13 protein-coding genes and 1 pseudogene are annotated in these 13,041 nt (G+C 35.9%); 9 read left to right on the top strand and 5 right to left on the bottom strand.

Annotated features, from left to right (window positions below):
* Positions 1-37: 37 nt before the first annotated feature.
* A complete protein-coding gene (locus ABHC48_RS09550) occupies positions 38-802 on the top strand; it encodes a hypothetical protein (protein WP_118393012.1) in 765 nt (254 codons plus the stop codon).
* Positions 789-1,355 carry a hypothetical protein gene (locus ABHC48_RS09545; protein ID WP_195700210.1) on the top strand — a complete coding sequence of 189 codons (567 nt, stop codon included), beginning with the start codon at positions 789-791 and terminating at the stop codon, positions 1,353-1,355. The genes ABHC48_RS09550 and ABHC48_RS09545 overlap by 14 nt, the downstream gene beginning before the upstream one ends.
* A gap of 772 nt (positions 1,356-2,127) precedes the next feature.
* Here ABHC48_RS09545 and ABHC48_RS09540 read toward each other — a convergent pair.
* The gene (locus ABHC48_RS09540) at positions 2,128-2,394 is read right to left on the bottom strand and encodes a hypothetical protein (RefSeq protein WP_161286453.1); all 267 of its coding nucleotides are present in this window, start codon (positions 2,392-2,394) and stop codon (positions 2,128-2,130) included.
* Positions 2,395-2,634: 240 nt separating this feature from the next.
* Between ABHC48_RS09540 and ABHC48_RS09535 the strand changes: the two are divergent.
* The 5 genes and pseudogenes from ABHC48_RS09535 to ABHC48_RS09515 all read left to right on the top strand — a co-directional run.
* A pseudogene (locus tag ABHC48_RS09535) lies at positions 2,635-3,114 on the top strand (type IIL restriction-modification enzyme MmeI); the annotation flags it as partial.
* A gap of 27 nt (positions 3,115-3,141) precedes the next feature.
* The gene (locus ABHC48_RS09530) at positions 3,142-3,387 is read left to right on the top strand and encodes a type IIL restriction-modification enzyme MmeI (protein ID WP_334285719.1); all 246 of its coding nucleotides are present in this window, start codon (positions 3,142-3,144) and stop codon (positions 3,385-3,387) included.
* Positions 3,384-3,701 (top strand): type IIL restriction-modification enzyme MmeI, encoded by a 318-nt coding sequence (locus ABHC48_RS09525; RefSeq protein ID WP_195700208.1) that lies wholly within the window; start codon positions 3,384-3,386, stop codon positions 3,699-3,701. Before ABHC48_RS09530 ends, ABHC48_RS09525 begins: the two co-directional genes overlap by 4 nt.
* A gap of 17 nt (positions 3,702-3,718) precedes the next feature.
* On the top strand, positions 3,719-4,516 hold the full coding sequence (locus tag ABHC48_RS09520) for a hypothetical protein (RefSeq protein WP_195700207.1): 798 nt from the start codon (positions 3,719-3,721) through the stop codon (positions 4,514-4,516).
* 114 nt (positions 4,517-4,630) lie between these two features.
* Positions 4,631-4,909: a hypothetical protein gene (locus tag ABHC48_RS09515; RefSeq protein ID WP_195700206.1), complete on the top strand. Its 279-nt coding sequence runs from the start codon at positions 4,631-4,633 to the stop codon at positions 4,907-4,909.
* A 304-nt stretch (positions 4,910-5,213) separates the two neighbouring features.
* Here the strand turns inward: ABHC48_RS09515 and ABHC48_RS09510 are convergent, their stop codons facing one another.
* Positions 5,214-5,627, bottom strand: coding sequence for a response regulator transcription factor (locus tag ABHC48_RS09510; RefSeq protein ID WP_005426519.1), 414 nt, complete (start codon positions 5,625-5,627; stop codon positions 5,214-5,216).
* A 118-nt stretch (positions 5,628-5,745) separates the two neighbouring features.
* Between ABHC48_RS09510 and ABHC48_RS09505 the strand changes: the two genes are divergently transcribed.
* Both ABHC48_RS09505 and ABHC48_RS09500 read left to right on the top strand, forming a co-directional pair.
* Complete coding sequence (locus ABHC48_RS09505) at positions 5,746-6,120, top strand: BlaI/MecI/CopY family transcriptional regulator (protein WP_092073165.1); 375 nt, start codon at positions 5,746-5,748, stop codon at positions 6,118-6,120.
* A 10-nt stretch (positions 6,121-6,130) separates the two neighbouring features.
* Positions 6,131-7,927 (top strand): BlaR1 family beta-lactam sensor/signal transducer, encoded by a 1,797-nt coding sequence (locus ABHC48_RS09500; RefSeq protein WP_195700205.1) that lies wholly within the window; start codon positions 6,131-6,133, stop codon positions 7,925-7,927.
* A 27-nt stretch (positions 7,928-7,954) separates the two neighbouring features.
* On the opposite strand, the gene ABHC48_RS09495 is transcribed toward ABHC48_RS09500, so the two are convergent.
* The 3 genes from ABHC48_RS09495 to ABHC48_RS09485 are packed head-to-tail and all read right to left on the bottom strand — an operon-like array spanning position 7,955 to position 12,486.
* Positions 7,955-9,202 carry a DUF6070 family protein gene (locus ABHC48_RS09495; protein WP_117628249.1) on the bottom strand — a complete coding sequence of 416 codons (1,248 nt, stop codon included), beginning with the start codon at positions 9,200-9,202 and terminating at the stop codon, positions 7,955-7,957.
* Positions 9,189-10,346 carry a DUF6070 family protein gene (locus ABHC48_RS09490; protein WP_195700204.1) on the bottom strand — a complete coding sequence of 386 codons (1,158 nt, stop codon included), beginning with the start codon at positions 10,344-10,346 and terminating at the stop codon, positions 9,189-9,191. The genes ABHC48_RS09495 and ABHC48_RS09490 overlap by 14 nt, the downstream gene beginning before the upstream one ends.
* A gap of 40 nt (positions 10,347-10,386) precedes the next feature.
* Positions 10,387-12,486, bottom strand: a complete 2,100-nt coding sequence (locus ABHC48_RS09485) for a penicillin-binding transpeptidase domain-containing protein (protein WP_195700203.1) — start codon at positions 12,484-12,486, stop codon at positions 10,387-10,389.
* Positions 12,487-13,041: the final 555 nt, after the last annotated feature.

The following is a 13,041-nucleotide window of genomic DNA, read 5'->3' as shown; positions in this document are numbered from 1 at the left end:
TGATTGGTATTTATATAATAGGTAGGTGATAATTAAAATGAAATACAAAAAAAATTTTGAGGTAGCGGATATTCTGGAGCTCATCAAAATTTCAAACGAATTTATCGAGAGGAATCGCAAAATCTGTGAACGACTTGCTGCCGGCATTCCCACCCATGGAATCATAGACTCTCTGGTTCCGGAATTGGTCAATCTATATGGCGATTACGTGGTCCAAATAAATCAGTATGAGTCCGACGAATCCTACATTACCCTGGCAATATTAGTCTCCAATGATTATGACATATCCGCTCATAAATTGATTTCTGAAGCCCGGCAGCGACTGCTAGAAAAATACAACAATCAATACGGAGATGCTACCCTGTCACTCATAGAGTATCAATATAACTCTATAATTGATCTTAAACTCCATAGCCCCCAAGCTCACGCGATCCGCAAGGGGAATATACTTTGGAAACGAACCGACAAACATTATATTCTGAATACTCTTATACCGGAATTAGTTCATATATACAGCAATTATATAATACAGATTGTTCAGTACAAAACGAGTCTAGCGGATATTTCGCTAGCTATACTAACCAGCAGTGATCTTGACGATTATGAACGCGCATTAATTTACCGGCAGCGTCAAGGCATCGAACGAAAATATAATGATATGTATGAGGCAGGTACACTAACTATCATTGAATACAGTTATGATCCGGTAGTTAATCCGGAAGTACACGATCCGGTGGCCGACATGCTCCGTGGAGGAGATATACTTTGGAGAAGAGAGGAGAATAACGATGAGTCAAAATGAAGAAAAAACTGCCGAGGAGCTGGCTTATTGTGTAAAATCAGACATGGATATAGAAAACATTGTCGGTAAATTTAAACATGATCTGCAGGAACTGGATTACGGAAACATGGTTGCTGCTATCCGAAAAGCCATCGAACACCTGAACCAGGGCTGCACGGTTAATTATGTTGCAGACGGCTTCAGAGAATGGTATGGGATAGCTATTGATACAGATGAACTAAAGAAAATATTGCTCCAATCAAAAGACCTTTTACCGGAAGAGGAACGAAAGGGAAATATCGATAAGAACTTGCTCACCATAGAGAGACCGGAGGACGGCAAGAAAATTGACCTGGCTTACTTGCAGCACAAATACAAAAAGGGATATTCTTATATAGATGATCTGTATAGGAAAAATATATTTAACTACAGCGGCAGTGATCTCTGCGAGGCTCTGTATTTCCAGGCGGTCTGCAGCCTATGCAAAGACCGCTCCGAGATAGACGAGTACTTCAAAAATCTGAAAATGGAACGAGAAGCCGCACAGAAGAAAGAAGAACAAACAACTGAATAATTTTCTCCTGTAGAAAGAGACCCACTCCCCGGGTCTCTTTTTCCGTATTCTCCAAAATCGCCCCAAAACCCCTAATATCACCTCAAAACCTACCAATATCGCACCAAAAACTACCAATATCGCACCAAAACCGTTTTTTCCCGACATGTATGTCGGGAACATCAACTGTCCCTATCCTAATTACGCCACATACGGCATTATTGCCTTTTACTTATGCCACATACGGCATTAACTTTTAATGCTTATGCCCTATACGGCATTTTTAATTATCAATTATGCCTCATACGGCATTAACAACTCTTTCTAAAATATCACTTATGCCGTATGCGGCATTAACACCCTTTGATTATGCCGTATTTGGCATTTTCTATTTTTTCTCAATACCTGTTCTGATATACCCCCGTTTTAAAAATCCGTATTTTTCTAAAGTAGACCTGCTTAGAATAGAATTTACGCGCCGTCCTTTTTCTGAAAGTGCTGATTTTAGGACAAGTGTTTCCGGATTCTTTAAAATATCAACTTTTACGGAGAACCAGGATTTCTAAAAGTTGGCAGTAGGATTAATCAAAAATTACCTGGAAACCAAACAAACCATTCTATAAATCATATAAATATTGCTACTTTTTTAACTTTTATTGTTCTAAATTCCAACTTTTATAAAAAAATGTCAACTTTTTGTTCTAAAAAAACAAGTGATTTTACTAGAAGAGAACAACTTTTACTCCCCTAAAAGTTGACGTTTAAAAGTTGAAACAGAACCTGAAAACCGGTCCTACTGATTAATGAATTCTAATGTATCGGATGCACCAGCATAATATGCCAGTTGTTCTACGCGCTCGCTACGGGATCTCATACAGAAAATCAGATCGTCTATAATACTCCTGTCGTTATTTGTTAATTGCAAATTCTCATACCGCCATTGTAGTTCCTCTAAATCCCTGTTGTCCTGTGCTACCGCCTCAGTTTTGCCTATCTGTCGCATAGATTCCAGCCGGCGTTGTTCAAAAATGCCGCCAATGTTAATTTCAATCTCATCCATTTTGTAAAAAACCTCCCACATAATTATAATTATACTATACCTATGTACAGGATATTTTACAATTATTACCGTTCGCCATTTTTCGACACTTGAACGGTGTCTATTTTATTGTCGTCCGATGTCTAATATGCTATATTTGTATTAATATGGAAGGAGAAATTTATAAGCACTATAAATCATGCTGCAGCAGCCAAAAATTTTTATGAATATTGGATGGACAAATGATATGAAAAAGGCGAAAGTCAGCCGTTCTGGTTGTCGCTGCTACGACAGGTTTTTGGGATTAAAGAACCGGAAAAATATATAAAATTTGAGGAGCAGGTAAAATTAGATCATACGAACTTCATTGATGCATATATTCCACAGACAAGAGTATTGATAGAACAAAAAGGGCGAAAAAGAGACCTTCGAAAACCTACCAGACAGGCAGACGGTTCTATCCTTACTCCATTTGAACAAGCTAAACGATACAGCATTGAATTACCATTTTCAAAACACCCGCGCTGGGTAGTAGCGTGCAACTTCAAAGAATTTCATATTTATGATATGGAAAAACCTGACGGTGAACCAATAATAGTCGAACTTAAAAACCTTTACAGAGATTATTATTTGTTACAATTCCTAGTAGAGGAACGTGAAGAACCATTAAAGCGCGAGGTTGATATTTCAATGGCTGCCGGCGATATCGTTGGCAGGCTTTACGATGCTCTTGCTAACTAGTATGATGATCCCACCTGCGAACATTCCCTGCGTAGCCTTAACATACTATGTGTACGATTTGTATTTTGTCTGTATGCAGAAGACGCTGGAGTATTTCCTCATCATGGACAGTTCAGAGATTATCTTTCTGGGTATAGTCCGCGTCATATGCGTAATGCTGTAATAGATCTATTTCAAACGCTGGATACTGAAATAAAAAACAGAAGCTCCTACCTCCTGGATGAATTGAAAGATTTTCCGTATGTAAACGGCGGTCTGTTTGCGGACGAATGAAGAGCGATTACAGTTATTCGACACAGCTTGTATACAACACTTTTCCATGGCCATCTCCTACTGAAAACCAAAAAGCTCGTATAGAGCAGACCGCCCAGACAATTTTGGACGCAAGAGCGTTATATCCGGATTGCAGCCTAGCAGATCTTTACGATCCTGTAACGATGCCAGAGGAATTATCTAGGGCACACCGTTTGAATGATAAAGCTGTTATGGAGGCTTATGGAATTACGAAGGATGATCCGGCTTTTTTCTCTGAAGAGGCATGTGTAGCTGAGTTGATGAAAAAATATCAAGAATTGACATCTAAATAACCGCTAAGGAGGTCCCTATGAAACAGCTTGTCTTCCAGACCTTAGAAGAATCTGAAAAATATTGGTCTTCAGCACCTATCGAGGAAAAGAAAAAGATAATTCAGTTTAGTCATCAAAAAGATTCTCTTAATACAAATTATTCTATCTGGGGCGCGCCAACAGTTGAATTTTTAAGAATTCTTTTGTGTGATCTATATCAAATCTGCGATATATATTCAAGATACGATTCTCTAAATCAATTGGAAAAACATGGATTAGCGCACATAATTATTTCCGCTACATCTGCCTATATTGAAGGTAGATATAAACATATTTTATTAGCACATTATCCTGAAGATAACGTAAATAAAGTCGTATTTTTATCCATATCTTCAGATTGTTCTAAGACGATGAATAAACTTCAGGTTTTCTCTATGGACACTTTGCAGATAACTAATGAATTCAAAATTCCGGACCATATAAAAACAGATAATGATTTAAAAAACTGGTTACAAACTGAATGCAATACTAAAGAAATCCATCTCTTTAACGATGTATTTGAAAAATATGATCCAAACATTATTGATTATTTTGGAAATTATATACATCCGAGAGTAAAGCAAATCATCGGTCATGACGATATCTGGGATCGAATCAAAAACTACAGAAATTTGTTGGCTCATCCGCAAGAAAAAGTCAATGAGCGGGCTTTAAAGATGGCTTGTGAGGCACTCCTCTCTGAGGAGTTTATGCATAGAATAGAAGGAATTTCTCTCTGGTTGTTATTATTACTACCATCGCAGCAGCAAGAACTTATAGATAGGTTGAACTTTTAAAGCCTTGTCAAAAAACGGAATATATTGTATTATAAAAACAGACTACTAAGGATAAAACCGTAGGAATACGGGTGAATGAAACTGTTAACCAGGTCTTAAAGAAAAGGAGTTAAAATGAACCAAGAGCTTGTGTTAAAGGTAGTCGCCTATATCGCCGACCGCCTCGGCAACCTTCCGGATGACTCGGTATCCGGATTCGAAAATTACACAAATGATGAAATTGATGCTGTTGTGAAGCACTTAGCGGAAATAGGAGTGATTAATATTGCTCAATCAAGAGCATATTCCTATTGCGGTATTGGAAATGAAAAAGGCCACGATGATTATGATGAACATTATACGTCAAGAGCCTTTATCTCAGAAGAAAAATTTAAGGAATTCAAAGCATCGTAAAAATAAAGAGCTGACCCGGTGAATCTCAAATTATTCTTTTCGCTGGTGCTAAACATATTTTACAGGAAAATGGTATAGACCTGAAACATCTTTATTCCAATAAGTTACAAGCGCAAATTGCAGATCTTATTTCCAGAAAGGAATCACTAAATACTCAATACGTTTCCTTTAAGCAAGAAATAAAAGAGTTGGAATTGATACATCAAAATCTGTCCAAATATCTCAAACAGGATGCTCCTGAAATACAAAGATCTTCTCATAACAAACTTCCTTCTTTGTAAAACCATAATAATAGGCAGTGATTTCACTCGCTGCCTAAATTCCCGTTAAACCGATATCCTACACCTCGTACTGTTTGTATATATAATGGTTGTCCAGGATCATCTTCTATTTTTTCTCTGATATTGCAGATATGTCGCATAACCACATTATAATCACCGGAATAAGGTTCATTCCACACCAAATCATAAACCATTTCTTTTCCAAATATTCTACCTGGACTTTTCGCTAAAAGAAGTAAAATATCATATTCATATTTTGAAAGATGAACATCACTATCATTCTTTTTAACAATTCGTTCCTGTAGATATATTTTTAATTCTCCAAACCTTATAATTTCCGGTATGAATTGGTTTTTATGTTCCCAGCTAGTCAATATGTTTTCACTTATGCTTCCATTAGCATCTGTGATTCTCTCAATAATTTCTATCTTTTTCACCTTTATTGCCTCTACATTATTAATTTTATATTCTATATATCATCTGCCATTTGACTTTTTTCTTCTACAAGTAATATAATATATTTATTACATATGTAGGATTTAGCAGGAGGATTTTATTATGTCACTACCCCAAATTTCAGAAGCCGAATTTGAAGTTATGAAAATTGTATGGAAATATGCTCCCATCAATACAAATGAAATTACAGAAAAACTTACTCTAACTACCAGCTGGAGTCCAAAAACAATTCAAACTCTTATCAAGAGACTTGTTTCCAAAAAAGCTCTTTCCTACGAAAAACAAAGCCGGGTATTTGTCTATACTCCATTAGTCCAAGAAGATGAATATATACGCCAGGAAAGCAATTCTTTTTTAAAGCGATATTATAATGGAAATCTTTCTTCTATGCTGGCTTCTTACCTTGAAGACGATAAGCTCTCTTCAACAGAAATTGATAACTTACGCCATTTATTATCAAAACATCAGAAATAGGAGGTTTTGAATGAGCAACTGGATCATCCACTTTTTAATCAGTAATATCTTCATATGTATTTTTACACTTGTAATAATCGGAACAAAAAAACTTCTGAAAAAATATTTATCTGCGGCTACACAGTACCATCTCTGTTTTCTTTTATTTTTACTACTTGCCGTGCCATTTTTTCCTGTACAGATTCATGGCTCACAACTTTTTTCATGGTTACATTTTTTTCAAACTGACTCAAGACTTAACTCTGGTACCGACACGCTATCCGAACTTACCAGTAATACACAAAATATTTTGTTAAACCAGGTGAATGATTTTTCAATTTCCATCAGTAGTCAATTTTTTGGAGGCTTGAATACCATACTCTTTCTAATATGGATAACGGGTGTTATGATTATGTCAGTCCTCACCCTTCATTCATTAAACTATGTACGTTCCATAAAAAGATCTGCTCTCCCGCTTCAAAATCAGCAGGTAAAAACTATTTATTACAATTGTTTAAAGGAACTTAAAATCTCTCACCCAGTATCAGTCTACAGTACTGCATTTTTAAAATCACCAGTTTTAATCGGAATAATACATCCCAGGATTTACATTCCCATCCATTTAATTTCCGAACTGAATCCTGATGATATGCGTTTTATGCTGCTACACGAATTACAGCATTACCGTCACAAAGATACATTTATTGGCTTCCTCATGGTCATAAGTAATATACTCTACTGGTTTAACCCTTTTGTTTGGTACACTTTAAAAGAAATTTTCTGTGACCGTGAAATAGCCTGTGATTCTGCTGTATTGCAGATGATTTCTGCTGATGAATACCAAGCTTATGGAACTACACTGATTAATTTTGCGGAAAAAATATCCTCTTTTTCCTCTCCACTGGCAGTTGGAATGTCCGGAAATTTCAGGCAGATGAAACGACGTATTCTCAACATCGCCGTTTTTAGGAAAGAAACTCTTTATCAAAAAATGAGAGCATTGATAATTTATCTGGTCATTAGTGCTGTTTTTATTGGATGTACACCCATTTTATCCATTGATGCCTCTACTCAAAGCGTATATCATTTTAGTGATACAGACAAAAATATCTCCCTGTTAGATATATCCGAAACATTTGGAACATATGATGGATCATTTGTTTTGTATGACAATAATTTGGATTCCTGGAAAATATACGATCTTGAAGAAGCCACCAAACGTATTCCGCCAGAGTCTACCTACAAAATATACGATGCATTATTAGGGTTGGAATCCGGAATCATCACACCAGAACACTCTTCCATGACATGGAATGGTGATGCCTTTCCTTTTCCATCCTGGGAAGCTGATCAGGATTTAAACTCTGCTATGCAAAATTCCGTTAACTGGTATTTCCAGGCAATTGATTCGCAGCTCGGAATTAACAGAGTCCAGGAATTTTTGAATAAAATAGAATATGGAAACCAGACAACCAGTTCAAATCTGGATTTATACTGGTCCGATTTTTCATTAAAAATCTCGCCTTTAGAGCAAGTAACATTATTGAAAAAATTTAACACAAATGAATTCCATCTAAATTCCCAAAATGTATTTTCTGTTAAAAATGCTATAAAAATTGCCAGTACACCTAATGGTAATTTCTACGGAAAAACTGGAACCGGTCGTGTCAACGGACAGGATATCAACGGCTGGTTTATCGGATATGTAGAAACTTCCGATAACAGCTATTATTTTGCAACCAATATCCAAAGTGATTCTAATGCAACTGGCAAAAAGGCATTTGAAATCACTTCTGATATCTTAAAAAAATTACATATATGGAATTAACAAATATGAAAGGGCTGATAGTTGTTATCAGTTCTTTCTTTTTATTCTATATTGATATTTGGGAACTTCTTTCGTACCATTATTCAGAATTTTATTCCCCATATATTTAAAACTCTTATCATCGTTGAACTTAACAGTCAGCTCACTTGTAATAACGGCATCATTACATATAAATGTATCACATACAGCATCAACAACCAGCACATTGTTTCCCTCTCCGCTATCTCTTATTTCAACGACCTCCGGTAAAGATGTTCCAAAATAAGTAGGGCTATAATTTAAACAACCTAATCGTTCCCAGTCATAAGTTTGATGTTCCGAATCAAATACTGCCCATTTTTTAATTTGCTCCGCTGTTATCGGCAAAAACTCCATTATCAGATTTTCAAACTCTTCTGCCGGAATTCCACTTGAGTTACCTGAAAACTCATATCTCTCCCCGTATTTCATTCGATATAAATATTCATATAAACCATTATAATCTAACCCTTCCATATCAGATCTATCCCAATCAGAACATAAAAGATTATTCCCCTGATATCCAAGCAAATACACACACCTCTTTGAAACTTCCCTGCATTCATCACTTAAAGGTTTAATTCTTATCATAGAACTGCCATCAACCGCTTCTGATACTTCCGGATATTTTGGAACACATAGCGTATAACCAAACCAGCCTTTTTCTGTATATTTCCATTCTTCTATCCTTGTATACGAAACATATACAATAGATGGATTGTCGTTCATACCCCAAACAACTTTCACAGCCAACAAATACATATCTGTCCCATCATAATTGAATTTGAGTCTTTCTATCCCACCATCCCTGTTAATCCTATATAAGACGATATCTCCTGGCAGATCCTGTTCTGCCTTGAAAAGAAATTCTTCCATTTTAGAATAATTAGCCATATTTGAATACGGCGCTGATGTAATAACAGGGACATTTTTTTCCTTTAATACTTCCTGCATTTCTTCCATTACTGTCTCAGAAACTACTACATTCGATGAAGTTCCTTTATCCGCCTTTTGATAAATGGCTTTCATCTGATTCATAACATTCTTACAATCTTCAATAGCTTCTTCTTTCACGACTTCATCTACTGGCAAATCATATCCTCTTTCTTGTACAGCATAATTCGCAGTTTCCTGTGAAATATATTCTAAATCAGCCCCTTTACATTTTGTATTTCCTATGAAAAAGCATCCCAAAATAAATAAAACACTCACCATCTTTTTCAGTTTTCTTTTTGTACTCATATCAATTATCTCCATAACATTCCTCCCACTTTTCGTCTGATAATCTTTCCGTATACCAGGTAACCTCTATTTCTGACCTTGATACATAATTGGATACATATTGAAATCTATCTTTATCTAACAGCCGAATGGTTACGCTATGACAAAACGCCTGATCTAATTCTTTTTGTGGCCATACCGCATTTACTTCCAGTGTTATTGTTCCATCTTGATTTTCTATGTAGGAAACAACTTCCGGATATGGAATATATGGTGTGGGAGCAAAATCATATACGATTCCTCTGGTTCGATACCGATATGTCTGTGTTTCCGTGTGAAATACCGTTCCTGTCTGCAGTATCTCTGCGCTTATATTAAAATATTTTTGAAATATCGCTTCAAATGATTCTTTTGGGATTTCATAAGTCTTTCCTTCCTTAAATTCATCAGTTTTTTCTTCCATTGAAAGTAAACGGTCAAAAACATCATAAAAATTTATTCCATCATAATTTTTTTCACTCCAATTAGAAGTAAACAATTTATTAAGTGTATATCCAAAAGGAAGTATATATTTTCGATTCAGCTCCCTGCATTTTTTATTTAACGGCACTACCCGAAAGGCCCGATATCCAGACGGTCCATCATATCCAGCCGGATGATATTCTTCCATAAAGAAATACCCGTTTTCTGTATATTTCCATGAATTAGCTCTAAACTCATGATAATATGTTTCCTGCCAAGTATCCTCTTTCCATTTAAAAGAGCTTACTTCAACGTCTATTTTCCCCTGTTTGGTTTTCAGATCATACCGAATAAAATGATCCCCTGCTATAACTTGAAATATAGTAGTTTTTCCATTTTTCTCTTTTTCTGCTTTTTTCAAAAAATCATCTACTTTAATACTTTGAACCATATCCAGCTGATTGTAGGAATCAATTACTGCATATCCATATTTTCCAAAATAATCCATACTTTTTTGTATTGTACTCAACTCATATAGTGCATTTTCTTTCGCAGCATTCTCATATATGCTCTGATAGTCTTCTGCCAGCATTTCACACTCTCTGTAAATTTTTTCTTTCGTATCTTCAATTGTCTTTTTCTGCTCTTTCTTTATGCCACATCCACTACAGACAGCAAGAAAAATAACTCCCACAAATATTTTCCAAATTTTTTTCATATCATTTTCCTCTTACATTTGTAATATTTAAAGGTAAAAATTATTCATTACCAAGATATTCATCCAGTATCGCCTTATCCTTTTCCACCACATAACCGCTTCCTCCAATATCTTTCACATTCTCTACCATACTGATGAGCAAAATAGGATTCTTTGTATCTCTATCTGTAGTAAAAACTGTAAACCAGCCAATTTCTGTTCCAGATGTATCTTCTTTTGTAGCTTTCAGTTCCGCTGTTCCGGTTTTTCCTGCTAATCTAATGTCTTCCCGGCATGCTCCATAACCAGTTCCTTCCGGGTTATTCACTACACCCTCTAACCCCTCCATAACCTCCGAAACAATTTGTGGTGAAAAAGCATCTTTTATCCAGATTTCACTGGAAGTGCTTCCACCATCCGCGTGAAGATATGGCTTTATCATATTTCCATCATTTAGAAAAGCCGTATAAATGCTTGCAAGATGCAAAGGATTTACCAGAATCTGTCCCTGTCCATACCCACTGTCAGCAAGCTGGATTTCTGTTTCTATCTTGTCCATATTAGAATATTGGGACTCTGACATTTTAATATCAAATGGAAGTTCCTGATTAAATCCTATTTGATTTAGAGACTGCATCAGTTGATCCGCACCAATTTTTAATGCTGCTTTTGCAAAATAAATATTATCTGAATAAATAAGCGCATTTTTCAAGATCACAGGTGCATAATCATGAAGTGTAGTCACTGTATAATCTCCCCACGAGGAATCTTTCTGCCATGCCAGACCCTCATTTCCAAAATCGTCATTTGCAGTAAATGCCCCCACTTTTAATCCAATTGCAGCAATTACAGGTTTAAAAGTTGAGCCTGGACACCATGTCTGGCGAAAGCGGTTGTATAAAGGCCTGTCTTCATTTTCATTTAATGCACTCCACTGGCTATTGTCCATTCCACGTACAAAATCATTATCATAAGATGGCGTACTTACCAACGCCAGTACTTCCCCTGTATAAGGATTCAAGGCTACAGAACATCCTCTGTCTTCTTTAAATTGTTCATAAAGAGTACTTTGAAGATCACCATCAATCGTAGTATGGATATCTTCTCCATCTTTTCTAGGCTCATATGCAATAACACTTTTTTTATTTCCATTTGCATCTACAATACAGATTTCACACCCATCTGTTCCTTTTAGTTCTTTTTCATAAAGCGTTTCCAGTCCAGTCTTTCCAATCACACTGTTTGTACGATACCCTTCCCCTTTATGTTCCTGCAAATCTTCGGCTGTAACCGCCTGTACATACCCTACCAGATGAGAGGCAGCTTCTTTTAGATAATAAGTTCGTACTTTTACATCAGATAACATAATACCTGGAATCTTCAATAATGTGTCCTGCTTTTCTTTTTCTTCCAGAACAGTTTTATCCGGATTCACTGTCAAAAGATCGACCTCTTGTATTTTAGGAATTGTTGCTACTGGTACAAAAGAATCTGCTTTTACCCAACCGGCTTTTAACTTATCCTCAATTTCGTCTGCTCCAATTCCAAGATACTCTGCCAGTTTTTTTATTGTATCTTCTCTGTTCTCCATCCTGCCCGGAACAATTCCTACCGAAGATGCAGTTCCCTCTCCAGCCAACTGACGACCATTTCTGTCTAAAATATCTCCTCTCTTTGCCTCTTCTGACGTTACCTGAACTTTATCCGTTGCAGATAACTCTGGAAAAATCAACTGATCCTGCCAGATTAAATGATATCCTGTCCAATCATGTGAAAATACCGCATCGTTGGTAAATTCTACATTTCCTGCAGCAGTCTGCATATTTGTTGTATAGGAAACTGCCGCATTTCCGTTTTCTTGTCTTTTTACTGTAATATCGGTTATGGACAGATCAGACATCTCAATGCCTTCATATATTTTAGAATTTCGTTCTATAAATTCTTCCTTACTGTTCATGCTGCTTTTTTTCTGATCCAGCATGGCATACATTTGCTCATATTCCCCTTTTTCAATATATTTCATATATTCCATTAGTCTTTTTTCAGGAACATTACAATTCATTATTGTTACAATACCGCTTCCACCACCAATCAATATACCGCTAAATAAAACTATTTTTGTAATAATCTTCGTGTGTTTTTTTCTTTTCTTTTTTCTCATATAGTTTTATTTCTCCTTTTTTCATATTTTCTTAAATATTACACTTGTAATATTTAAACGTCAAGCTTTTTCTTAGGTTTATATATGTAGACAAGAGAAAAGATTTGCATAAAAAAGAAAGGGCATCTCAAAGCCTTCTTTGATAAAGAACTTTACGACACTCTGAGGTAATGGTTTCTCCGGATGTTTCCCAAACGCTATAATCACTCTCCAGAAGAACCAAAAACGATTTTTAATTTTCTCTCAGAAAAAAAAGAACTACTCTAAATCTGCTGATCTTTGAAATAACCCTGCTCGTTTCTTATAATCACAAACATATTCAGGCAACACATTCTTTGCTGGCAGATTATTATAGCGGAAAACGCAACAAATCCCTTTATTAACTTTTGTTCCATATATTTCCTGTACCAATCCTATTGTTTCATCATCTGAACAAAAGCTCTTCGGAATCTCCCTACAATCCCTGATAATAACGCAAATCTGTTTACTATGTCCTCTCTGTCAGTATACAAGCCAGCTAATCTCTTTATTATAGTATCTAAATACTTCTTCCCA

It is taken from the genome of Ruminococcus sp. 1001136sp1, assembly GCF_039841815.1.
GTDB classification, from domain to species: domain Bacteria; phylum Bacillota; class Clostridia; order Lachnospirales; family Lachnospiraceae; genus Blautia_A; species Blautia_A faecis.
This window is presented reverse-complemented; position numbering and strand designations above follow the sequence as displayed.

Bases quoted from the DNA above. Each gene is read 5' to 3' on its own strand.
- ABHC48_RS09495 (WP_117628249.1), bottom strand. From the start codon at position 9,202: ATGGAGATAATTGATATGAGTACAAAAAGAAAACTGAAAAAGATGGTG.
- ABHC48_RS09545 (WP_195700210.1), top strand. From the start codon at position 789: ATGAGTCAAAATGAAGAAAAAACTGCCGAGGAGCTGGCTTATTGTGTA.
- ABHC48_RS09550 (WP_118393012.1), top strand. From the start codon at position 38: ATGAAATACAAAAAAAATTTTGAGGTAGCGGATATTCTGGAGCTCATC.
- ABHC48_RS09520 (WP_195700207.1), top strand. From the start codon at position 3,719: ATGAAACAGCTTGTCTTCCAGACCTTAGAAGAATCTGAAAAATATTGG.
- ABHC48_RS09500 (WP_195700205.1), top strand. From the start codon at position 6,131: ATGAGCAACTGGATCATCCACTTTTTAATCAGTAATATCTTCATATGT.
- ABHC48_RS09515 (WP_195700206.1), top strand. From the start codon at position 4,631: ATGAACCAAGAGCTTGTGTTAAAGGTAGTCGCCTATATCGCCGACCGC.
- ABHC48_RS09485 (WP_195700203.1), bottom strand. From the start codon at position 12,486: ATGAGAAAAAAGAAAAGAAAAAAACACACGAAGATTATTACAAAAATA.
- ABHC48_RS09525 (WP_195700208.1), top strand. From the start codon at position 3,384: ATGAAGAGCGATTACAGTTATTCGACACAGCTTGTATACAACACTTTT.
- ABHC48_RS09490 (WP_195700204.1), bottom strand. From the start codon at position 10,346: ATGAAAAAAATTTGGAAAATATTTGTGGGAGTTATTTTTCTTGCTGTC.
- ABHC48_RS09540 (WP_161286453.1), bottom strand. From the start codon at position 2,394: ATGGATGAGATTGAAATTAACATTGGCGGCATTTTTGAACAACGCCGG.